The organism is Acetobacter garciniae, from assembly GCF_017377735.1.
In the GTDB taxonomy this organism is placed as follows: domain Bacteria; phylum Pseudomonadota; class Alphaproteobacteria; order Acetobacterales; family Acetobacteraceae; genus Acetobacter; species Acetobacter garciniae.
On sequence record NZ_JAFVMH010000013.1, the window covers coordinates 1 to 23243 of the forward strand.

Genomic DNA, 23243 nt, shown 5'->3' on the forward strand with positions numbered 1-23243 from the left:
TTCAGGTGTTTCCTCAAGATCGGGCCTGCGGGTCGTCACTCCCATGCCGGGCCTCGGCAGGCGTTCATTTCGTTTCGTGGTTAGCACATCTTGCTGGACGTGCCGGCAGCCTGCTGTATAGCAGGCAGAACCGTTGGATGGTGTCTTACAGCTTTCCGGGCGACGCTGACAGGAGAAAAAATACATGGAGCAAAACCCTGCCCCCTCGGCAGTCTCGGCCTTTACGCGCTGCCTGCCACTGGACAAGCTTCAGGCGGCGCAGGGTTTGAAACGGGTCCTGGGACCGGGCAGCCTGATCGCCCTTGGGGTCGGCACCACCATCGGGGCGGGCCTTTTCTCACTGACCGGCATTGCCGCGGCTGAAAACGCGGGGCCCGCTGTTGTCCTGTCCTTTATCATCGCGGGGATCGCCTGCGGATTCGCAGGGCTGTGCTACAGCGAACTGGCCAGCATGATCCCCATTGCGGGCAGTGCGTATACCTATGCCTATGTCACGCTGGGTGAACTGATGGCCTGGATCATCGGGTGGGACCTGGTGCTGGAATACGCGGTGGGGGCCGCGACTGTCGCGGTAAGCTGGTCGCGCTATGTGGCTTCCCTGCTGGGCACATGGGGGATCGTGCTGCCCCCCCGGCTGACCGCATCCCCGTTCGAGACCGTGCAACTGGCCGATGGCTCCATGGCCCACGGGCTGGCCAACCTGCCCGCCATGGTGGTGATCTGCGCCATATCGTGGGTGCTGATCCGGGGCATTTCGCAGTCCGCCATCGTCAGTATCGTGATCGTCACGATCAAGCTGCTGGTCATTCTGGCCTTTATCGGCTTCGGGCTGGGCTACATCAATCCCGCCAACTACCATCCGTTCATTCCCCCCAATGAGGGAACATTCGGCCATTACGGCATTTCCGGCGTCATGCGCGCGGCGGGCACGATCTTTTTCGCCTATGTGGGGTTCGACGCCGTGTCCACCACCGCGCAGGAGACCAAGAACCCCGCCCGCGACATGCCGATCGGCCTGCTGGGCAGCCTGCTGATCTGCACCCTGGCCTATGTCGCGTTTTCCTTTGTCATGACCGGGCTGGTCAATTACCGCGACATGATGGGCGATGCCGCCCCCGTGGCCACCGCCATCAACCACACGCCCTATCACTGGCTGCAACTGGCGGTCAAAATCGGCATTATCTGCGGGTTTACCTCCGTGCTGCTGGGGGTGCTGCTGGGGCAGAGCCGCGTATTCTTCGCCATGTCGCGCGACGGGCTTCTGCCGCCGCTGTTCAGCATTACCCACCCGCGCTACCAGACACCGTGGCTGTCCAACCTGTTCTTCATGGTGCTGACCAGCCTGCTCAGCGCGTTCCTGCCCATATCGGATTTGGGACATATGGCGTCCATCGGCACGTTGCTGGCCTTTGTGCTGGTCTGCGCGGGCGTGATCGTGCTGCGGCGCAAGGCCCCCGACGCACCCCGCGCCTTCCGCGTGCCGGGCGGGGTTATCATACCCATTCTGGGTATTTTAAGCTGCGGGTCGGTCATGATCTTTCTCGACCACCTGACCTGGCTGCGCCTGATCGGCTGGCTGGCCCTGGGCATGATCATCTACATGGCCTATGGCCGCAAGCACAGCAAGCTGGCCCAGCCCTGACGCGCCAGATATTCCGGCCCGTGTAATTACAGGGCTGGATCGGGGCAAGGCCGCACCAGAAATGGCCAGCGCAGTTCTGGGCAGACGCGCGCGATCTTGCATAAGCCGGTCAGGGGCGCATACTCGGGCCGCACATTCACTCTGCCCTGCCTGTTACGACGTCCTGCCCGGTCAGGCGCCACAGCACAGGCCGCGCACCTTTGCAGGAGATCCCGCCCATGACGGCAGGTCGCTTCCCTCTGGCCCGCCCGCGCCGCAACCGTTTTGACGACGCAACCCGCCGTCTGGTGGCGGAAAATTCGCTGGGCATCAACAACCTGATCTGGCCGATCTTCTTCATGGAGGGCACGAACACCACGACCGAAGTGGCCTCCATGCCCGGCGCGCTGCGCGTGACGCTGGACCGGCTGGCCAGCCATGTGGAACCCGCCGCCAAGCTGGGCATTCCCGCCGTGGCCCTTTTTCCCGTCACCCCCACCGAGATCCGTGACGAAAAAGGGAGCGAAGCCACCAACCCCGACAACCTGATGTGCCGGGCAGCCAGGCTCCTGAAAAAAGAATTCCCCGACGTGGCGCTGGTGGGCGACGTGGCGTTGGACCCCTATACCAGCCACGGCCATGACGGGCTGATAGAAGACGGCTACGTGGTGAATGAAACCTCGGTCGGGGTGCTGACGCAGCAGGCACTCAACCAGGCGATAGCGGGTGTGGATATCATCGCCCCGTCCGACATGATGGACGGGCGGATCGGCAGCATTCGCGAGGCACTGGATACGAACGGGCTGGTCAACACCCGTATCATGTCCTACGCGGCCAAATATGCGTCGGCCTTCTATGGCCCGTTCCGCGACGCGCTGGGGTCTGGCAGCCTGCTGAGCGGGGACAAGAAAACCTACCAGATGGACCCCGCCAACAGCGACGAAGCCCTGCGCGAAGTGGAAATGGACATCGCGGAAGGGGCGGATATGGTCATGGTCAAGCCCGGCATGCCCTATCTGGACATTATCCGCCGCGTGCGTGACACGTTCAGGGTGCCGACATTCGCCTACCAAGTCTCGGGCGAATACGCTATGCTGATGGCGGCCATCAACAATGGCTGGCTGGACCGCGAACGCGCCATCATGGAAAGCCTTCTGGCCTTCCGCCGCGCGGGGGCTCATGGCGTTCTGACCTATTTCGCCATCGAGGCCGCGCAGAATATTCGCGCAACCTTCGGCCGCTAGCCGGCCATGGACCGGCGTGGGGCCGGTCCCTTTTGTTCTCCAGGCACCAGAACATGAAATCCTCGCTGCGTGGGCCACAATTTTTCTATACTTCGGCGCCGCAGCAGTGCCCCTACCTTCCTGAGCGGACGGAACGCAAGGTTCTGGCCGACCTGGCCGTGCCCGATGCCGACGCCCTGCACAGCCGCCTGTCCCGCGCGGGGTTCCGGCGCAGCCATACCCTGGCCTATGCGCCACTTTGCTCGGGGTGTTCGGCGTGCATTCCCATCCGCCTGCCGGTGGCCCTTTTCACGCCCGATCGCACGCAGCGCCGCACCTGCAAGCGCAATGCGGATCTGAATGCGACCCTCCTGCCCCCGGCCGCGACACTGGAACAATACGACCTGTTCCACCGCTACCTGAAGCACCGCCATGCCGATGGCGACATGGCCAGCATGAGCCAGCGCGACTATATTGCCATGGTGGAGGAAACACCGGTCGATACACGGATTATCGAATTCCGTGACCCGCAGGGAACCCTTGTCGCGGTCAGCCTGACCGATGTTCTCGAAGACGGGCTTTCGGCCGTGTACAGCTTCTACAACCCCGACCTGCCGCAGCGGTCATTGGGCAGCTATGCCGTTTTGTTTCTGATCCAGCAGACACACCTGCTCGACCGGCCTTATCTCTACCTTGGCTACTGGGTGCCCGGCAGCCCGAAAATGGCCTATAAAAGCCGCTACCACCCCGCCGAAATCCTGCGTGACGATACGTGGCAGCCGCTCGATCCCGCGCAAGCGGTCTTTACCGGCCGCACGGATATCTTCCCTGCCGCCCCGCTTTTCTGACCCGTTTGGAAAACAGGATAAAAACTTTTGGGGGCTAATTTTTTTCAAAAAAGTGACGTTCCCCTGAAGCTTTTTGAAAAAATCTTCACCAAAAACTTTTAAAAATTTACCGAATACTCGCCCAGGACCGGCTTTGGGAACACTCTCTCAATCAGGTGTCGCTTTTTGGGTCGCCGGCCCTTTTGTGGAGTTCTGCTTCCTTTCTCAGCCCTTTCGGGTGGCCCAGGGTGGGGCGGGCTTGCCGGTGGCGGCGCGTTTGCCCTGCCATTCCTTGAGGTCGGCCATGGCGCGGGGCCTGACACTGCCGGGCCAGAACAAACCCTGCTCCTGCGCGAACACGACCGCCTGTTTCAGCCCGCCGTCGCTATATTTCTGCAAGGCCACGCCAAGCCCGCGTGTCATGACCGGCAGTTGGTCGAGCGGGAAAATGAGCAACCGCCGGTTGTCACCCAGCACGGCCACATGGTCCCCTTCCGCCGGAACGCAGAGCTGCGCGGATTCGCCTTCCTTGAGGTTGAGCACCTGCCGCCCCGAGCGTTTTTCGGCCACCAGCGCCTCGTCCTCCACCAGCATGCCCCGGCCCGAGCTTGACGCCACCAGCCGCCTGCCGCCGTCCTTGAGGACAAACACCGCCACCAGGTCCTCGTTATTGGGCAGGTCGACCATCAGGCGCACGGGCTGGCCGTCGCCCCGGCCGCGCGGCAGGTCAGCCCCTTTGACGGTAAAGGCCCTGCCATCGGTCGCGAAAAAGCACAGCCGGTCCGTGCTCTGGCACGGCAAGGCGAGCTTGAGGGCATCCCCTTCCTTGAACTTCTGGTTTTCCAGGTCGACGTTATGGCCCTTGATCGCCCGCACCCATCCGTTCTGGGACAGGATAAAGGTCAGCGGTTCGCGTTCGACCGTTTCCACCACCGAAATATCCACCGCCTTGGGGGCAGACAGGATGGTACTGCGCCGTGGCCCCGTGCGACCTTTTGCGAAGGTCTTGGCCATGCGTTCAAGCTCGGTGCCGATCTGCTTCCAGCGCAGTGCCTCGTCCCCCAGAAGGGCCAGCAGGGTGGCTTTTTCGGCACACAGCGCGTCATGTTCGCGGCGGATTTCCATTTCCTCAAGCCTGCGCAGGCTGCGCAGCCGCATGTTCAGCACCGATTCCGCCTGCATGTCCGTCAGGCTGAACGTGGCGATCAGACTGGCCTTGGCGTCGTCCTCCTCCCGGATGATGCGGATCACCTCATCAAGGTTGAGGTACACGATCAGGAAGCCGGCCAGAATTTCCAGCCTGCGCTCCACGGCGGCCAGCCGGTGGCGGCTGCGCCGTTCCAGCACCTCGTGCCGGTGGTCGAGCCAGGCGCGCAGAACCTGTTTGAGACCCATGACGCCGGGCGAACGGTCCGCGCCCAGCACATTCATGTTCAGGGCGAAGCGGCTTTCAAGCGGGGTGGCGCGGAACAGGGTTTCCATCAGCACTTCGGGCTCGACCCCGCGCGACTTGGGTTCTAGCACAAGCCTGATCTCATCCGTGCTTTCGTCGCGGATATCGCCCAGAAGCGGCAGTTTTTTCTGTTCCAGCAGATCGGCCACCTGTTCGATCAGCCGGGATTTCTGGACCTGGTAGGGAATTTCCGACACCACGATGTGCCATGTACCAAAACGGCCCTGCTCCACAGCCCAGCGCGCGCGCATGCGAAAGCCGCCGCGCCCGGTCTCGTAGGCCAGCAAGATGGCGTCGGCATCTTCCATGATCAGCCCGCCGGTGGGGAAATCCGGCCCGGGCATGAGGGCGAGCAGGTCCTTCGTCTCGGCCCCGGGCTTGCGCACCAGCAATGCGGCGGCCGCACAGACCTCCGCCGCGTTATGGGGGGGAATGCTGGTGGCCATGCCCACGGCAATACCCGCGGCCCCATTAGCCAGAAGGTTGGGGAACGCCGCCGGCAGCACGACGGGTTCGTGTTCTTCCCCATCGTATGTGGGGCGGAAATCGACAGCGTCGTCCTCGATCCCGTCAAGCAGGGCGACCGCGACATCCGTCAGCCGGGCTTCCGTATACCGCATGGCCGCGGCGTTATCGCCGTCGATGGAGCCGAAATTGCCCTGGCCTTCCACCAGCGGGTAGCGCGCGGCGAAATCCTGCGCCAGCCGCACCAGCGCTTCATAGACCGAGGCATCGCCATGGGGGTGGAACTTACCGATGACATCGCCCACCACGCGCGCGCATTTCTTGAAGCCCGAAGCCGGGTCCAGCTTGAGTTGGTGCATCGCGTAGACCAGCCGCCGATGCACGGGCTTGAGCCCGTCGCGCACATCGGGCAGCGAGCGGGACATGATCGTGGACAGCGCATAGGCCAGATAACGCTCGCTCAGCGCATCCGCCAGTTTGGTCTCCTCGATATGGCCTTCGGCTGTGTCTGTCATCGTCTGCTCCACGCCCCAATGCGTACCCGATCTGTCGCGCGCCCAGACATACCGCCCCCGCGAAGGTTATGAAAGCCTTGAACGCCCCAAGCCTGACACGGCCGGTGCAAAAGCCCGAATGCAGCGACCTTTTTCAAACCGAAGTATCCTTTTCGACGGACCCGCCAATGCAGGGCCCTGCCCTTTGTCAGGAACCGCCCGCCCCCTGCTACGCTCGCAATGGCCGCCTGGCGGGATCGCGTGTGGGAAAAGGTGAGGAAATATCGGGGCAAGCAGGTGTGAACCAGCGTGGGTGGGGAGCGCGTCGGAAAAGACCCTGCGGGGGCGGAAGGGCCGCAGGGCGGCATAGCACGACCTAAGGCGTGTCTCCTTCTGGCTTCGGGCCATCCGTCTCGTCCGGCGGTTCATGCGCCCCGTTCGGATTGGGGCCAGCCGTCAGGTTTTCCACCCGTTCGACAAGGCGTTGCCGGGCGGCGGGCATGGGCAGGTGCCGCTGCCCGAAGGCGTCACGCGCCAGAAAATGCCCGCTCAGCCGCAGGCCCAGAGCCCAGTCATGCGGGGTGCCGGTTTCATCCGTGTCGCGCAGGAAGGATGGCAGGGGCAGCAGGCGTTCTTTCCACGGCCCGGCCGCATCCACGTTGACGGCACGCCCGGTGCGGGGGGAAACATAGGCCAGCCCTTCCCGCAGGCCGGTCAGCGCGCACATATCCAGATCGAGCCCAAAACCCAGCGTGCGCAGCAGGGACAACTCCCACCTTATGTAATGGGGCATGCCTTCGCGCTCGGCCACGCCGGGATCGTAACCCAGGAAGGTCAGAAGCCGCACCGTCTCGCCAAACAGGGCTGGGCAGGGTTCGCGTTCGGGCAGGGTGGCATCGGCCAGCGCGCAGGTGGACACCACCATGGCCATGGCCAGCGGGGCGGAAAACAGCCGGGCCGCGCAGCCATACAGCACCTCACCCGACAGGCGGCACGGGCTGGCGTCACCCCGGCGCTGCATACGGGTCTTCACCACATTGCCAAGCTGCCATACCCCGCGTCCCGCGCGGCTGGCGCCGCCATAGGCCACGCCGCGCACAAGGCCATCGGCTTCGGTCAGCACATGCACGCGCGCACTGCTTTCGCCCATCGGGCCCACAAAAACGACAAGGGCGGGAGCCTCCGTATCCGGAGACATCCCGCCCTCGCGCATCGTCACTGCAAATCCGCCCAGGACTTACACGCCAGCGACCTTGGCAACTTCAGCCGCGAAATCGTCCACGGTCTTTTCAATGCCTTCGCCAAGCTGGAAACGGTCGAAGCCGGCCAGCTTCACGCCCGCCTTCTTGACCACGTCCTTCACGCGGCTTTCGCCATCATGCACCCAGACCTGTTCCAGAAGTACGACTTCTTCATAGAACTTGCGGATACGGCCTTCGACCATCTTTTCGATAATGTTCTCGGGCTTGCCGGATGCGCGGGACTGTTCGACCAGCACGGCGCGTTCGCGCTCGATTTCGGCCGGGTCCAGGCTGTCCGTATCCAGCGAAGACGGGCGGGTGGCGGCAACATGCATGCCCACCTGGCGGCCCAGCGTCTCGATCGCGTCCGACGTGTTCGGCGCTTCGATAGCGGCCAGAACGCCGATCTTGCCCAGGCCCGGACGCAGCGCGCCATGCACATAGGTGGCCACAACGCCCGACGGCACGGTGAACACGCGTGCGCGGCGCAGGGACATGTTCTCACCGATCGTGGCGATCAGGTGCGTCAGTTCCTCAGCCACGGTGCGGCCGGTATCCAGGGTGGCGGCCTTGATGGCTTCAAGGTCTTCACCGACCTTGAGCGCGACCTTGGCGGTGGCTTCGACAAAGTTCTGGAACGCTTCGTTACGGGCGACAAAGTCGGTTTCGGCGTTCACTTCGACCATGGCGGCAGATTTGTCGCCAGAGGCCACGGCCACCAGGCCTTCAGCAGCGACACGACCGGACTTCTTGGCCGCAGCGGCAAGGCCCTTCTTGCGCAGCCAGTCGATGGCGGCTTCGATATCGCCATTGGCTTCGTTCAGGGCCTTCTTGCAGTCCATCATGCCCGCGCCGGTTTTCTCGCGCAGATCCTTGACCAGTGCCGCGGTAATTTCCGCCATGCTTCATACTCCCTCTAAAACCGGAACGCGCCCCATGTCAGGGGCGCGCCGGCCTGTTCGCCCACCCGCGTTGCGGGTTGTCATATGTGTAAACGGCCCGGCGATCAGGCCGGGCCGTTCCATCAAAAGGCTCAGTTCGCCGCCGGGGCTTCCACCGGGGCTGCTTCCAGCGCCGGTTCGACCGGCAGTTCCTCGGACGCACCCACGTCAGCGCCGGATGCACCCAGCTCGGCCGAGATCCCGTCCAGAACGGAGGCGGACACCAGGTCGCAATACAGGCCAATGGCGCGAATCGCGTCATCATTGCCCGGCACCGGATAGGTCACGCCACGCGGGTCGGAATTGCTGTCCAGGATCGCCACAACCGGGATACCCAGCTTGTTGGCTTCTTCAATGGCCAGCTTTTCCTTGTTCGTGTCGATCACGAACAGGATGTCGGGCAGGCCACCCATTTCCTTGATACCGCCGAGCGAGCGTTCCAGCTTGTCGCGCTGGCGGGTCAGGTCCAGGATTTCCTTCTTGGTCAGGCCGGAGGTGCCGCCTTCAAGCGTTTCCTCGATCTGGCGCAGGCGCTTGATGGAGCCCTGGATGGTCTTCCAGTTGGTGAGCATGCCGCCCAGCCAGCGATGGTTGACATAATACTGGCCGCAGCGACGGGCCGCTTCGGCGATCGGGTCCTGGGCTGCGCGCTTGGTGCCCACGAACAGAACGCGGCCACCACCGGCCACGCCATCGCGAATCGCCTTCAGGGCGCGGTCGAGCAGGCCGACCGTCTGCTGCAGGTCGATAATGTGAACCTGGTTGCGCACGCCGAACAGATACGGCGCCATGCGGGGGTTCCAGCGGCGTGTGTGGTGACCAAAGTGAACACCGGCTTCAAGGAGCTGGCGCAGAGTGAAATCGGGCATCGCCATGGGGGCGTTTCCTACCTGTTCTGGTTGATCCTCCGCGAGGCGCTGCCCGGCCTTGCAGCCGGACACCAGAGGCGGAATGGCCTCGCGTGCGTCGTCCCGGCCTGTGCCGAGCGGCGCCTATATGGCTTTTTTTGTCCGTTCAGGCAAGACTAAAAACCAGTCCCGCCTGCATGGCCGACACCCGGCCCACCGGCAGGCCCACCCTGCCGGGCATAGCACCTGCGCCTCGGCCGAACGGTCCTACGCTACGGGAAGCACCGCTTTATTGGGCACCCCGCTTGCCGCCAGCAGGGCGCGCAGTTTCCGAACGACGGGGAACACCTCCACATTGTGGTCCCCACCCAGTTCGCGCCAGGCATTCTGCTCCATTTCCACGATTTCGCGGTCTTCCTCGAAGATACGGTGCGTGAACAGCCCCAGCGCCGGCCAGGCGAGATCGAGCAGGAACGCCCATTTGGGCTTCTTGACCGAAAGCAGCCCGAAAGCCTGCGTAACCTGCTGGGCTTCGCCCAAGGGCAGGTAGCACGCCCACAGATCCATGATCAGGTCGCCATCCTTGTCGTGGATTTTCAGCGTCTGGTAGGGATAGGTGGTGCGGATGGAGACGACTTCCTCCACCGGTTGCTCGCGGCCTTGCAGGTCATGGTGCCTGCCAAAGATCAGCGCTTCGGCCAGCGGCTGGTTCCCGCCCTTGCGGGCAAAGCTGTAGCGTGCCTCCAGAAAGCCCTCGCCTTCGTCCTGGCCCAGGAAACGCGCGGTAATGGAGCCCATCTGGCGGCGGTGCAGGAATTGATGGTTCATGTCCATCAGGTTTTCATGCATGAAAGTATAGTGGCATTTCAGCCTGGGGCTGAAGGTACGGGTCTTGAACTCCGGGTTGCCGACCTGGGCCACGTCGGGCACGGGCACATGATCGGCCAATGCGGCATCACCGGGGAAAATGAAGATCAGCCCGTCCTTTTCGCGGCAGGGATAGGCGCGCACGGGCCGCCCTACGCCTTCGCGGTTCAGGTAGGGCACGGTCACGCATTTGCCCTGACGGTCGAACGCCCAGCCGTGATAGCAGCATTTGACGCAACCTTCCTCGTCCACCACCCCTTTGCTCAGCGGCACCTGCCGGTGGGCGCAGCGGTCTTCCAGCGCGTAGACGGGGCCGTGTTCGGGCCGGATCAGGGCAATGGGGTGACCCGCGTACCGCGCCGCGAACGCCTTGCCCGGCCTGACCTTGCGCGACCATGCGACGGGGTACCAGAAATTGGGGTCGCAATCGACGCGGCGCAGATCAACGCTGCCCCCTGCCGCCGCCCCGCCTGTACCTGCCGTATTCTGCGCTAGTGTGTCCGCCTGCATGGGGATCTCCTTTTTCTGCAAGATCACAGGCCGATCAGAGACTTGCGCGCCGGGCCTGCTAATGCCAACGCGCACGATTACGCTCCCACACCCGCCAGGCAAGCCCCCTGGCTGCATGCCAGATCACCCCTTGTACGAACACGCGGCCCTATGGGACGGGGGCATGATACATCGCCCGGGCCTAAGCCTGCGGTACTTTATATGGTCTTTATTCGCCGTGTTGCAGGCATTCCGCGATCTGGCGGGTTATGTCCGCATCCTGCGCCATGACCTGAACGTCCAGCCGGGTGATGGTCTTCAGGGACAGCGTGTTCACCAGCCACGCCCCATGTGCCCATAAAATCTGTTCCGTATCGAGCGGATGTTCGCGCAGCAGGCCCTTGGCCATCAGAACCCCACGGGCAACGCCGGGCAGCGCGCCCTCGGCCACCGGTGGGGTCAGCAACCCGTCATCCCCCGCAATGACAAGGGTGCCGACCGTGCTTTCGGCAACCCGGCCGGCCAGATTGAGGATCAGCGCGTCATCCGCACCCGCGCGCTCGGCCTCCTGCCGGGCGAGGATGGATGGCAGGTAATTCAGGCTCTTGATCCGCGACAGGGGCGATGTCTCGTCCCGCCGGATCAGGCGCGAGGTCATGACGCGCACCTGCGCCGTGGCGAAGCCGCCCGCGCTTGCCACCAGTGTCATGGTGGGCGTGCCCGATTGCGGGGGCAGCAGGCCGCGCGGGCTTTCACCGCGCGTGACGGTCAGGCGCATGGACCCTTCCACCAGCCCCGTGGCCTCCGCCAGGTCGGCCGCCGCCTGGCGCACGGTCGCCGTATCGGGCACGGCCAGGTTCAGCACCCGCCCGCCTTCGGCCAGCCGGCGCATATGGGCATACAGGTTCATGACACAGCCCGCACGCACGCGCATGGTCTCGAACAGGCCATCGCCCAGCGTGTAGCCCCGGTCCATGGGGCTGATACGCGCCTGTTCCAGCGGGCAGAGCACGCCGTTATGCCAGATGATGCTCATGCCTGCTGCGCGAACGCCAGGAAGGGAGCCAGCTTCAGACACATTTCCTCATATTCCTTTTGTGGATCTGACAAAATCGTAATACCCCCGCCGGTGTCGATGCGCAGCATGGTTCCCTCACGCGCAAAGCTGCGGATAATGACCGAACTGTCCATGCCGCCATCGCACCCGATCCGAAACACCGTGCCGCAATACGCCCCCCTGGGCGAAGCCTCCAGCGCGTCAATAATTTCCACGGCGCGGTGCTTGGGCGCACCGGTGACGGAACCCGGCGGCAGGGTGGCCGCCAGCAGGTCGAACACGTCGCGCCCCGGCGCCAGCATGGCCCGCACTTCGGAAACCAGATGATGTACATGGGCAAAACGCTCCACATGCAGGAATTCGGGCACGCGCACGCTGCCGATTTCAGCCACGCGGCCAATATCGTGGCGCATGAGATCGACGATCATCAAATTTTCGGCGCGTTCCTTGTCATTTTCGGCAAGCCAGCGCAACAGGCGCTCATCCTCCGCCGCCGTCGCCCCACGCGGCGCGGTGCCCTTGATCGGGCGCGAGGCGATCTCCCCTGCGGGCGTGACACTAAGAAAACGCTCGGGCGAGCAGGAAAGCAGCGCGAAATCCGGCCCGCAGGACAGATAGGCCCCGAAGGGGGCTGGCACCTGCTGGCGCAAATGCCGGTACAGATCGACCCCGCACAGGCCGGGCGGCAGGCAGGCCGTATGCCGCCCCGTAATGTTGACCTGAAAAATATCGCCCGCGGCAATATAATCCCGCGCCTGTGTCACCATCTGGCAATAAGCCTGCCTGTCCTGGTCGGCTGTCAGGGTCAGGGCGGGCAAGGCTGGCAGGTCCATGGCCCAGGTCGGCAGGTCGCACCATTGGGCAAAGGCCTGCGCCCGTGCGGGTTCGTCCAGGCCGTTTATGGAAAAACCGGCCAGGTAACAGCGCTTTTCCTGCCTGTCCCATAAAAAGGCATGGTCATACAGCGCTGCGGCCAGCCAGGGACTGCCTGCTTCATCGTGGCACGAGACCACCTCTTCCAGCCCCAGGCCAAAACCGTAGCTGGCAAAACCCACCAGCCCACCCGCAAAGGAAATATCTACCCTCTCTGACCCGAGGGTTTCAAAACTCTCCCCATCGGGCGCAAGTTTTCTCAAACAATCCAGAATTTCCAGCGGCGTCTTGCAACCAAGGGACACGCCATCGCACTGGACGTGGGTAGGCCACGCAGTCAGGACATGGCGGGGCTTGTGGCAGAATATCCGCCACCGGCTGCGTTCTTCCACCGCACCGCCGCTATCGAGCAGCGCGCACCAGGGGTCACGCCCCCAGAGCGCCAGAACCGTATCGGGTTCGCGCCAGGGCAGGTCCTGCACCCATGTCACGGATCAGACCTGCTCCACCCTTGAAATACCGGGCAGCGTACGCAGCTTCTGCCCCAGCAAAGGGGTTACCCGGTAGCCCCCGCGCAGGCGAATTTCGACATCGCAGCTATCGGTCACACCCGGAAGCAGCACAATGCGCCCTGCCCCACCTTTCTGGTCCTGCAAGGCGGTTTGCAAATGCGGCAGCGCGTCTTCACGCTCCAGCCAGATGCGCAGTTCGCTCTGCCTCTGGGCTGCGGCCTGTTCCAGTTCCACAATGTCGGAAGCCGTAATGCGCAGGGCTTCGCCTTCGAGCTTGAGTTCGGCTGTCACCAGCACGGCCGCCCCCGCCACCAGGCATTCGCGCACACGGCCAAGCACTTCGGAAAAGACCGTAACCTCGCACCCGCCAGACGCATCGGACAGGCGCACCCAGGCCATTTTATTGCCTGTGCGCGTGGGCCGTTCCTTGCGATCGACCACACAGCCTGCGATCTTCACGCGGCTGACCCCCGCCTCCGCCACCACAGGCAGTTGCGATGACCGCGTCACCCCCAGCTTGCGCAGCACCATGGCGTAGGAATCGAGCGGGTGGGCCGTCATGTGAAAGCCCACGGCTTCGGCCTCCATGGCCAGGCGTTCGAATTCCGGCCAGTCGGGCCCGGTATCCAGCCGAAGGGGCTCCTTCTCCCCCCCGCCGCCGAACAGCCCGATCTGGCCCGATGCCGCCTCCTGCGCCTGGGCATGTGCGCGGCGCAGGATGACATCGGCCGAGTTGAACAGACGCGCGCGATTGGGTTCGATACATTCGAACGCCCCCGCCTTGGCCAGGTTTTCCATCTGCATGCGGTTGATCTGGCGCGGATCGATGCGGGTTGCGAAATCTACCGGGTCGGTAAAGGGTTTTCCACCGCGTGCGGCCACCAGCGCCTCCATGGCGCTGAAACCCACTTTCTTGATCGCGGCCAGCGCGTAGCGAATGGCGTAGGTGCCGTCCTCCTGCCGCTCGACCGAGAAATCGGCCTCGGACCGGTTGATGTCGGGGGGCAGGACCGCAATGCCCATGCGTTCGGCTTCCTGCCGCAGGGCGGCCAGCTTTTCCGTTTTTTCCCGCGCGAGCGACATGCACGCGGCCAGGAAGGCCACGGGGTGGTTCGCCTTCATCCACGCGGTCTGGTAGGACACCAGCGCATAGGCTGCCGCATGCGATTTGTTGAAGCCATAATCGGCGAATTTGGCCATCAGGTCGAACACCTCGACAGCCTTGTCCTTGGGAATGCCGCGCCCCATCGCCCCATCGGTAAAGATGGCGCGCTGATGGTCCATTTCCGAGCGGATCTTCTTGCCCATGGCGCGCCGCAGCAGGTCGGCGGCCCCCAGGCTGTAGCCCGCCATTTTCTGGGCGATCTGCATCACCTGTTCCTGATAGACCATGATGCCATAGGTCTCTTCCAGGATATCGCGTATTTCCTCGTGCGGGGGTTCCCATGCCTCCCCGTGCTTGCGGCGGCAGTAATCGGGAATATTCGCCATGGGGCCGGGGCGGTACAGGGCCACCGCGGCAATCAGGTCTTCCAGCCGGGTGGGGCGCATCTGCTTGAGCACGTCGCGCATGCCCGCACCTTCGAACTGGAAGACGCCCGCCGTATCGCCCCGGCTGAGCATGTCATAGGTCGCGGGATCGTTCAGCGGAATACTGCTCAGATCGACTTTCTCGCCCATCCGGCTGATGAAATCGACCCCGCGCCGCAGGATCGTCAGTGTCGTCAGGCCCAGGAAGTCGAACTTGACCAGACCGGCCTGTTCGACAAACTTCATGTTGTACTGCGTGACCAGCGTGTCACTTTTCGGATCGCGGTAGAGCGGCACAAGATCCACCAGCGGGCGGTCCCCGATCACCACACCGGCGGCGTGGGTGCTGGCGTGGCGGTACAGCCCTTCCAACTGCTGGGCAATTTCCATGAGCCTGCGCATGGCTTCATCACCATCGCGCATTTCCTGCAACTTGGGTTCCCCCGCGATTGCCTCCTTCAGTGTTACGGGCTTGGCGGGGTTGTTGGGAATAAGCTCGGCCACGCGGTTGACCATGCCGTAAGGCAGGCCAAGCACACGCCCCACGTCACGCACAGCGGCACGGGCCTGCAACTTACCGAAGGTGATGATCTGGGCCACGCGATCCGCGCCATATTCGCGCCGGACATAGGCTATGACCTCGTCCCGCCGGTCCTGGCAGAAATCGATATCAAAATCCGGCATGGACACGCGTTCGGGGTTCAGAAACCGTTCGAACAGCAGGTTGAACGGCAGGGGGTCGATATCGGTAATGGTCAGCGCCCAGGCCGCCAGCGATCCTGCCCCTGACCCACGGCCAGGCCCCACGGGAATGTCATGCGCCTTGGCCCATTGGATGAAGTCGGCCACGATCATGAAATAGCCCGGAAAACCCATCCTGGCGATGATATCAAGCTCGAAGGCAAGGCGTTCGCGGTAGCGCGCCTGTGTGGCGTCATCCGCCTTCATGGCGGCAAAGCGCCGTTCCAGCCCTTCGCGCGCCATGGCACGCAGGGTTTCATCCTCCGTCGCCCCTTCGCGCACCTTGGGGCAGACCGGCAGCAGGGGCTTGCGCGTTTCCACCTTGATGGCGCAGCGCCGGGCAATTTCAAGCGTGTTGTCGCAGGCTTCGGGCAGGTCGGCAAACAGGGCCCGCATCATTTCGGGCGGCTTGAACCAGTGTTCGGGGGTGACGCGAAACCGGTCCTTTTCGGCCATGGTGCGGCCCTGGGCGATGCAGATCAGCGCATCATGGGCCTCGTACATGTCGGGCTTGGGGAAAAAACATTCATTTGTCGCAACCAAAGGCAGGCCGAACCTGTCGGCCAGGGCCAGCACGCCGGGTTCCACCGCCTTTTCCACCGCCAGGCCATGGCGGTGCAGTTCCACCACCAGCCTGTCGCCATAGGCTTCGTGCAGCCGGGCCAGCCAGCGTTCGGCCTCGTCCTTCTGGCCGTCGGCCAGCATCTGGAACAGCGGGCCACGCGTGCCACCGCTGAGCAGTATCAGCCCTTCGGAGCGTTCGCATAGCAGGTCGAGGCTGACGAACGGGTCCGCCGGGTCGGAAGTCTGGAACCCGGCCGAGGACAGGAATTGCAGGTTGGCGAGCCCGGTCTCGTTCTGGGCCAGCAGGGCCACGGGTTCGGCTGGCGCACCGGGCTTGTCGTTGCGGGCGGGCAGGCCGATCTGGCAGCCGATGATCGGCTGGATACCGCTTTTGGCGCAATATTGCGAGAATTCCAGCGCCCCGAACAGATTGCCCGAATCCGTAATGGCCACGGCGGGCATACGCATCTCGCTCGCAAGGGAGGCGATATCCGCAACGCGGATCGCCCCCTGGCTGAGGGAATAGGCGGAGTGAACACGCAGGTGAACGAAATCGGCATGGGACATGGCATGCACCATAGCACAGCCTGCCCGTTTCTTCACGACCGCATGAGCAAAACACGCCCCCAGCCCCACCAAGCCGCCACTGCGTAAGGACCTCGGCCCCCTATGGTGCCGCACCCCTGCCCTGTCTTGCTGGAATCCGGGGCCGATCGGCGCTAAACCGCTGGCATGCCGTGCTGGCGCCAAGGGGTGCCGGCACTTTCGTCTTTCGCTTTTTCAAGGCCTTTCATGCATATCGTCAGAACCAGGACCGAACTGCGCGAGCTTGTCACGCGCTGGCACGCGGGGGGGGATACAATTGGCGTGGTGCCCACCATGGGCTCGCTCCATGACGGGCATCTGGCCCTTGTCCGCGCCCTTGACGGCAAGGCCACCCGCAGGATCGTGAGCGTTTTCGTCAACCCGATCCAGTTCAACAATGCCGAGGATTTCAGCCTCTACCCGCGCGGGCTGGAGGCAGATGCCGCCCTGCTGGAACAGACCGGCAGGGTAGATGTGCTCTACGCCCCGGGCGAGGGCGAAATGTACCCCCCCGGCTTTTCCACCCGTGTGCTTGTGCAGGGGCTGGACAAGGTGCTGTGCGGCGCGGACCGGCCGGGGCATTTCGATGGCGTGGCAACGGTCGTGACCAAGCTTCTGCTCCAGACCGGTGCGGATATCGCAGCCTTTGGCGAAAAGGACTACCAGCAGTTGGGCATTATCCACCGGCTGGTGGCGGACCTGAACCTGCCTGTCACCATCCTGCCGGTGCCCACCGTGCGCGATGCGGACGGGCTGGCCCTGTCGTCGCGCAACCGGCGGCTGAGCCCGGCCGCGCGCCAGCAGGCCGCAATACTGCCCGCAACGCTGAAGACCTGCCTTGCCGCCATGAAAGCGGGCCAGACCGTGGCGGCAAGCCTTGAACAATGCCGCACTACGTTACGCCAGGCCGGCTTTGACGTGCATTACCTTGAACTGCGGCATGAAGACACGCTTCTTCCCGCAACACAGGCGGGCCCGGGCACGCGCCTGTTTGTCGCAGCAAGCCTGGATGGCATCCGCCTGATCGACAACATGCCCGTCACCTGAAAAGATCGGGCCTTCTTTTTTTCAAAAAACGAAAGGATTGGACTATGAGCATCACCCGCCTTGAACCCGAGGAACGCCTGAGCGGCGCTGTCATCTATAACGGGCTGATTCACCTGGCAGGCCAGGTCGCGGATGACCCGAGCTTGGATGCGCAGGGCCAGATGGAAGATATCCTGCGCCAGGTCGATGCCCTGCTGGCCCAGGCCGGCACCGATAAAAGCCGCATGATTTCGGTACAGATTTTCCTCGCCGACATGAACGATATGGCAGGCATGAACCGGGCGTGGGATGCGTGGCTGGACCGCGCGAACAAGCCCGCCCGTGCAACGGTGGAGGCCCGCCTGGCCAACCCCGCCTGGCGCGTGGAACTGACCGGTATTGCCGCGTTGGCCAAATAACGCCAAAGCCGCGCCAGACTCCGCCACGCCATGCCGGGGCCGATCCGCTACAGGGCGGAACCCGGGCATGGTCCGGCGGGGCTGGGCCCAAGCCAAGCAGGCTGGCGCAGACACCGCACAAGGCAGGGCCGAAACCGCAGGGGGGCACGCCCCGGGGCTTGCAGGCAGGCTTTGAAAGCGATGGATGGGCAAGCGCCCGTAACACCGTGGGGGATCAATGAACCCGTGGATACAGGGCACTACGCCACGCACGAAGCCTGTCGCACGACCGGCCATGAAGTATGACCGTGCGTGGAAATCTGCTTGATTTTCAAGGAAGAAAGGCTGGCTCCCGAAGTAGGACTCGAACCTACGACCCAGCGATTAACAGTCGCTTGCTCTACCAACTGAGCTATTCGGGATCAGCGAGGCACCGTATAGCGAGCCACACTGAACGCGTAAAGCCCCCTTTTGGGATTTTTTTTCTTTTTCAGGCCTTAACGAGACGACACTTCAGTCCAAGTCGTAGTAAGCAGGGACCATGACCACCCGTGGCCCATCTTCAGTTCCCCGCCGCGCCCTCCTCTCAGCGGCATTGCTTGCCGTGGGAGGAACCGCCACAACCGTGCTGTTCGAACATAGCCGGCACGAACGCCACCCTGCGCACAAGCCCCCTGACGGGGTGTACCGCAAGCTGGTGGTGGGTTGGGCCGCGGCCGAACACTGCCCCGTTTATGTGGCGGCGGCCCAGAAAGGCTTTTTCGACCACTACAATCTCGATATCGACATCGCCCCCGCGACCAATGACGGGCACGATACGCTTGAAGCGCTGCAACACCGCGAATTCGATTATGCCGTGGCCCCGGCGCTGACCTGGCTGCCCTACCTGCATGCGGGGCTTGCCGCCCATCTGGTCATGGGGGTGCAGCCCGGTTATTTCCGCCTGCTGGTGCGCCGCAGCAGCGGCATTACCCGGCTGGACCAGTTGATGGACCGCAATGTCGCCATGCCCGACATGAACGCGGCCGACAAATTGTTCTTCGCGATCATGATGCGCCGCAAGGGGCTGGATGCGCTGACCCGCATCAACTGGGTGGACCTGCCCTTTACCGAAATAGCAGACAGTGCCCGTGCGCAGCGGATCGACGCGGTGGTGGCGCATGACCCGTATGCCTGGCTGCTTTTGCAGACCGCACCCGACCTGTTCGTGGAACTGGCCAGCAGCAATACCGGGCATTACGCCGAACGCACCAGCCTGGTGCTGGGGGTGGCCGACAGCGCCCTGCAGGCCGACCCGGACGCCGCGACATCGCTGGTGCTGGCGCTGAATACTGCGGCACGCTGGGCCAATACCCACCGAGACGACGCAGCAACCCTGATCGCGGGCAGCATGCCCGAACTCTCCCCCGCCAGCGCACGGGCCATGCTGCATAACGCGCCAGCCATTCACCCGGTCCTGGGCCAGAGCCTGCGCGACCAGATCGCCCAGTACTGCGACGAACTCCAGCTTGTCGGGCTTCTGCCCGATGCCGAGAACACCACCCTGCTGGCCCAGAGCTACACCCGCAACGTGCTGCGCGAATAAGCCTTGGGGCCACACCCACCCGGCATGCGCGATGCCGGGTGGGTAGGACCGGCTACCTCAACCCGCCGACAAAACGGGCAATGCGCGCGCAGGCATCCGCAAGGTCGGCATCGGACGTGGCGCAGGACAGGCGCAGATACGGGGAATAGCCAAAGGCGCTGCCCGGAACCGTTGCCACGAATTCCTCTTCCAGCAGGGCCATGGCGAAGTCATGGTCCGTATCCAGCACGCTCCCCCCCGCCGTTCTGCGCCCCAGGCAGGCCGCCACACCCGGATAGGCGTAGAACGCCCCTTCGGGCATGGCGCAGGTCAGGCCGGGAATGGCGCGCAGGGCCTCGACCACGCTGCGCCGCCTGCGGCTGTAGACCGCGACCATTTCATGCACCAGGTCGGGCGGGCCATCCAGTGCCGCCGCTGCCGCTGCCTGGGCTATGGAGCACACGCCCGAAGTGGCGTTCCCCTGCACCGTGCGCATGGCCGCGATCAGGTCCGCCGGGCCACCGGCAAAGCCCACGCGCCAGCCGGTCATGGCATAGGCCTTGGACACGCCGTTCAGCGTAATGGTACGGGCTTTCAGGTCGGGCGCGATTGCAGCGATGGAAGCCGCCTGCGCCCCGTCGAAAACCAGATGTTCGTAGATTTCATCTGACAGAATCCACACATCCGGATAGGCGCGCAGCACCTCAGCTATGGCCTGCATGTCCTCTGGCGTGCAGACCGCCCCCGTGGGGTTGGAGGGAAAGTTCAGCACCACCCAGCGTGTTGCAGGGGTCAGGACCGCGGCCAGTGCCTCCGCCTTGAGACGAAAACCGTCTTCCTCCCGGCAGGGCACATAGACCGGCTTTGCCCCGAACATGCGCGCGATCAGCGGGTAGCTGACCCAGTAGGGGGCGGGTACGACAACCTCATCCCCCGGGTTCAGCGTGGCCATGAAGGCGTTGAAAATGACCTGCTTGCCGCCGTTGGACACCATGATTTCCGACGGCGCGTAATCCAGTGCGTTATCGCGCGCGAACTTGCGGGCAATGGCGGATTTGAGCGCTGGCGTGCCATCGATCGGCGGGTATTTGGTCTGCCCGTCAAGGGCGGCCTTGTGGGCGGCCTCCACCACCGCGGGCGGGGTCGCGAAGTCGGGCTCCCCCAGGGCCAGGGAGATCACGGGCTTGCCATCCGCACGCAGGGCCCGCGCGCGGGTGGCCATTTCAATGGTGGCGGGGGCCGGCAGGCCTTGCAGGCATTTTGCGAAAACGCGTGACATTCTCTTACACGATCCCCGCACAGAAACGCTGGATACGCGCGCAGGCGTCGCGCAGGCTGTCCGTATCCGTGGCGTAGGAAATCCGCATATACCCCGGATACATGAAGGCGGAACCATGGACGGCGGCCACACCTTCCTCCTCCAGCAGGGCGGTTACGAAATCCTCGTCCGTGGCCAGGGTTTTTCCGCCAGGCGATGTCTTGCCCAGGCAGGCCTCGATATTGGGGAAGACATAGAACGCACCCTGCGGGGTGGCGCATTGCAGGCCACGGGCCTGGTTGATCATGGAAACCACAAGGTCGCGCCGGTCCTGGTAGGTGGCCACCATGGTCTGGATGAAATCCTGCGGGCCGGTCAATGCCTCCACCGCCGCCGCCTGCGCTATGGAGCACGGGTTGGAGGTGGACTGGCCCTGCAACTTGTTCATGGCTTTTGTCAGTTCCACGGGTGCGCCGGAAAACCCGATGCGCCAGCCGGTCATGGCATAGGCCTTGGACACGCCGTTCATGGTCAGGGTGCGCTCGCGCAGCCTGGGTTCGACCTCCACAAAGGTTGCGGGGCGGAAACCGTCATAGGCCAGCTTGGCATAGATATCGTCGGTAAAGATCCAGACATGCGGGTGGCGCAGCAGCACGTCGCAAAGCGGGCGCAGGTCCTCGGCCGAATAGGCGACCCCGGTGGGGTTGCACGGCGAGTTCAGGAAGAACCATTTGGTGCGCGGCGTAATGGCGGCTTCAAGCTGCTCGGCCGTGATACGAAAACCGTTTTCGCGCAGGCAGGGCACGATAACCGGCACGCCTTCGGCCAGGGTGACGATATCGGGGTAGGACACCCAGCACGGGGCGGGAATGATGGCCTCATCCCCCGGGTTCAGACTGGCCATCATCGCATTGTAGATGACCTGCTTGCCGCCCGTGGAGACAATGATTTCCTCGGGCTTGTAGTCCAGCCCGCTATCCAGGCGGAACCGTTCGGCCACGGCACGGCGCAGCTCGGGCGTGCCCGCGACATCGGTATAGCGTGTCTGCCCGGCCTCGATCGCCTTTATGGCGGCGTCGGCGATATTGCGCGGCGTGGGAAAGTCGGGTTCCCCCGCCGAAAGGCTGACGATATCCCGCCCCTCGGCCTTGAGTGCGCGCGCACGGGTGGAAATTACAATGGTCTGGCTCGGGCTGATCCTGTTCAGGCGGTCAGCAACAATGCTCATGGTTTCTTATCTTTCCGACACGGTTCCATCAGGCTTGCCACGGCAGCGGGGCACGACCCCGCCAACAAGACCAAAGCGGCTCGCCGTTCCGGGGCACACACTAATCGTGTTCCATGTCGGGCGAAACCTGTGTTTTTTGCTTCCTCGCCCTTTTTTTAGCCCGATCGCCGACAAGTGCTTTGTAGCATATCAGGCATGTCGCCCACCCCTGCACGGCGGAGGATCTGGGCCGGTGTCAGCCCGGCCTCCCGCATGGCCCGGACCGAAAGCGCACCATCACGCTTGGACAGGCGGCGCCCGCTTTCGTCACACAGGAGGGGGTGGAACGCATAGGCAGGGGTGGGCCAGCGCATAAGGGCCTGCAACAGGCGGTGCAGGTCGGTTGCGGGCCGCAGGTCCTCCCCGCGCGTGACCAGGGTAACGGTCTGGGCGGCGTCATCATGGGTGACGCACAGATGGTAGGAAACCGGCACGTCGCGCCGGGCCAGAACGACATCGCCGAACAGTTCGGGCCGGCAGGCCACCACACCGCGATCAAGATCGCGATAGGTGAGCGGCCAGGCCGCGCCTTTTCCTTGCCCAGCGCCATGATTCGCGCCCCGATCCGGCCCGCAATCCCCCATCTGACCGTGACCGTGACCGTGACCGTGACCGTGACCGTGACCGTGACCGTGACCGTGACCGTGACCGTGACCGTGACCGTGACCGTGACCGTGACCGTGACCGTGACCGTGACCGTGACCGTGACCGTGACGCACGTGTTCGAGTGCTCGCGCCATGTCCAGCCGCAGCACGTAAGGCTGGCCCTGCGCCATACGCCGTTCCCGCTCCGCGTCGGACAAATGGCGGCACCGACCGGAATACAGCAGCCCGCCATCGGGGGCGGTATGCGGGGCCGAGAACATGGCAGCACTCTCGCGCGCGATATCCGCACGGGTGCAAAAGCACGGATACAGCACCCCAAGCCCGGCCAACCGGGCCAGCGTGCGCTTGTAGGCGGGCATGTTCTCGGACTGGCGCAGCACCAGGCCGTCGGGCACCAGGCCCAGCCAGGCCAGGTCATCCAGTGCCGCACGGGCGAATTCCGGCTTGCAACGCTGGGGGTCTATGTCTTCAAGCCGGAGCAGCCACGCGCCATCGGGCCGGGAATACGCCCAGCCATGAAAGGCGGAGGCGACATGGCCCAGATGCAAAAGCCCCGTCGGGCTGGGGGCAAACCGCGTGCGCCATGCCGGGGCGTGCAAGATGTTGGAATGTAATGGAAACTTCATGACTATACGATCACCTGTGCCGCGGCACGCGAGTACATTATGGTATTTATATTAATTCTTTCCTGTTTCTTGCCACCTTCTTGCGTGTCTGCAATACTCCGGGCGGTACTTATCTCGACGACGCACTTCCCCGGCGGTCGGCTGTGAGTTTCATGACCCCGGAAAGC

General features: G+C 63.8%; 17 protein-coding genes and 1 tRNA gene. 6 read left to right on the forward strand and 12 right to left on the reverse strand.

Annotated features, from left to right (window positions below; genetic code table 11):
• Positions 1-184: 184 nt before the first annotated feature.
• The 3 genes from J2D77_RS15705 to J2D77_RS15715 all read left to right on the forward strand — a co-directional run bounded on the left by J2D77_RS15705 (position 185) and on the right by J2D77_RS15715 (position 3692).
• Positions 185-1642 (forward strand): amino acid permease, encoded by a 1458-nt coding sequence (locus tag J2D77_RS15705; protein WP_207847392.1) that lies wholly within the window; start codon positions 185-187, stop codon positions 1640-1642.
• A gap of 218 nt (positions 1643-1860) precedes the next feature.
• Positions 1861-2865: a porphobilinogen synthase gene (hemB, locus tag J2D77_RS15710; protein WP_207847393.1), complete on the forward strand. Its 1005-nt coding sequence runs from the start codon at positions 1861-1863 to the stop codon at positions 2863-2865.
• A gap of 53 nt (positions 2866-2918) precedes the next feature.
• Positions 2919-3692, forward strand: coding sequence for an arginyltransferase (locus tag J2D77_RS15715; protein WP_207847394.1), 774 nt, complete (start codon positions 2919-2921; stop codon positions 3690-3692).
• Between the two features lie 204 nt (positions 3693-3896).
• On the opposite strand, the gene parC is transcribed toward J2D77_RS15715, so the two are convergent.
• The 8 genes from parC to dnaE all read right to left on the reverse strand — a co-directional run bounded on the left by parC (position 3897) and on the right by dnaE (position 16313).
• On the reverse strand, positions 3897-6104 hold the full coding sequence (gene parC / locus J2D77_RS15720; protein ID WP_207847395.1) for a DNA topoisomerase IV subunit A: 2208 nt from the start codon (positions 6102-6104) through the stop codon (positions 3897-3899).
• 355 nt (positions 6105-6459) lie between these two features.
• Positions 6460-7296, reverse strand: a complete 837-nt coding sequence (gene recO, locus J2D77_RS15725; RefSeq protein ID WP_207847458.1) for a DNA repair protein RecO — start codon at positions 7294-7296, stop codon at positions 6460-6462.
• 24 nt (positions 7297-7320) lie between these two features.
• On the reverse strand, positions 7321-8226 hold the full coding sequence (gene tsf / locus J2D77_RS15730) for a translation elongation factor Ts (RefSeq protein ID WP_207847396.1): 906 nt from the start codon (positions 8224-8226) through the stop codon (positions 7321-7323).
• A 131-nt stretch (positions 8227-8357) separates the two neighbouring features.
• Entirely contained in the window at positions 8358-9140 is a 783-nt protein-coding gene (rpsB, locus tag J2D77_RS15735) for a 30S ribosomal protein S2 (protein WP_207847398.1), read from the reverse strand.
• A 240-nt stretch (positions 9141-9380) separates the two neighbouring features.
• The gene (locus J2D77_RS15740) at positions 9381-10490 is read right to left on the reverse strand and encodes a Rieske 2Fe-2S domain-containing protein (protein WP_230975879.1); all 1110 of its coding nucleotides are present in this window, start codon (positions 10488-10490) and stop codon (positions 9381-9383) included.
• A 208-nt stretch (positions 10491-10698) separates the two neighbouring features.
• Entirely contained in the window at positions 10699-11505 is an 807-nt protein-coding gene (locus J2D77_RS15745) for an aminotransferase class IV (protein WP_207847400.1), read from the reverse strand.
• A complete protein-coding gene (locus tag J2D77_RS15750) occupies positions 11502-12890 on the reverse strand; it encodes an anthranilate synthase component I family protein (protein WP_207847402.1) in 1389 nt (462 codons plus the stop codon). Before J2D77_RS15750 ends, J2D77_RS15745 begins: the two co-directional genes overlap by 4 nt.
• A gap of 3 nt (positions 12891-12893) precedes the next feature.
• A complete protein-coding gene (dnaE, locus tag J2D77_RS15755; protein WP_207847403.1) occupies positions 12894-16313 on the reverse strand; it encodes a DNA polymerase III subunit alpha in 3420 nt (1139 codons plus the stop codon).
• 225 nt (positions 16314-16538) lie between these two features.
• Between dnaE and panC the strand changes: the two genes are divergently transcribed.
• Positions 16539-17378 (forward strand): pantoate--beta-alanine ligase, encoded by an 840-nt coding sequence (gene panC / locus J2D77_RS15760; RefSeq protein ID WP_207847404.1) that lies wholly within the window; start codon positions 16539-16541, stop codon positions 17376-17378.
• Between the two features lie 44 nt (positions 17379-17422).
• Positions 17423-17776: a RidA family protein gene (locus J2D77_RS15765; protein WP_207847405.1), complete on the forward strand. Its 354-nt coding sequence runs from the start codon at positions 17423-17425 to the stop codon at positions 17774-17776.
• A gap of 325 nt (positions 17777-18101) precedes the next feature.
• Here J2D77_RS15765 and J2D77_RS15770 read toward each other — a convergent pair.
• Positions 18102-18177, reverse strand: a tRNA-Asn gene (locus J2D77_RS15770).
• A gap of 119 nt (positions 18178-18296) precedes the next feature.
• On the opposite strand from J2D77_RS15770, the gene J2D77_RS15775 reads away from it, so the two are divergent.
• Positions 18297-19340, forward strand: a complete 1044-nt coding sequence (locus J2D77_RS15775; RefSeq protein ID WP_207847406.1) for an ABC transporter substrate-binding protein — start codon at positions 18297-18299, stop codon at positions 19338-19340.
• 52 nt (positions 19341-19392) lie between these two features.
• Here the strand turns inward: J2D77_RS15775 and J2D77_RS15780 are convergent, their stop codons facing one another.
• The 3 genes from J2D77_RS15780 to J2D77_RS17385 all read right to left on the reverse strand — a co-directional run bounded on the left by J2D77_RS15780 (position 19393) and on the right by J2D77_RS17385 (position 23076).
• Positions 19393-20598 carry a pyridoxal phosphate-dependent aminotransferase gene (locus J2D77_RS15780; RefSeq protein ID WP_207847407.1) on the reverse strand — a complete coding sequence of 402 codons (1206 nt, stop codon included), beginning with the start codon at positions 20596-20598 and terminating at the stop codon, positions 19393-19395.
• A gap of 4 nt (positions 20599-20602) precedes the next feature.
• Positions 20603-21805: a pyridoxal phosphate-dependent aminotransferase gene (locus J2D77_RS15785; protein WP_207847408.1), complete on the reverse strand. Its 1203-nt coding sequence runs from the start codon at positions 21803-21805 to the stop codon at positions 20603-20605.
• 155 nt (positions 21806-21960) lie between these two features.
• Positions 21961-23076 (reverse strand): glutamate--tRNA ligase family protein, encoded by a 1116-nt coding sequence (locus J2D77_RS17385; RefSeq protein WP_230975880.1) that lies wholly within the window; start codon positions 23074-23076, stop codon positions 21961-21963.
• Between the last annotated feature and the right edge of the window lie 167 nt (positions 23077-23243).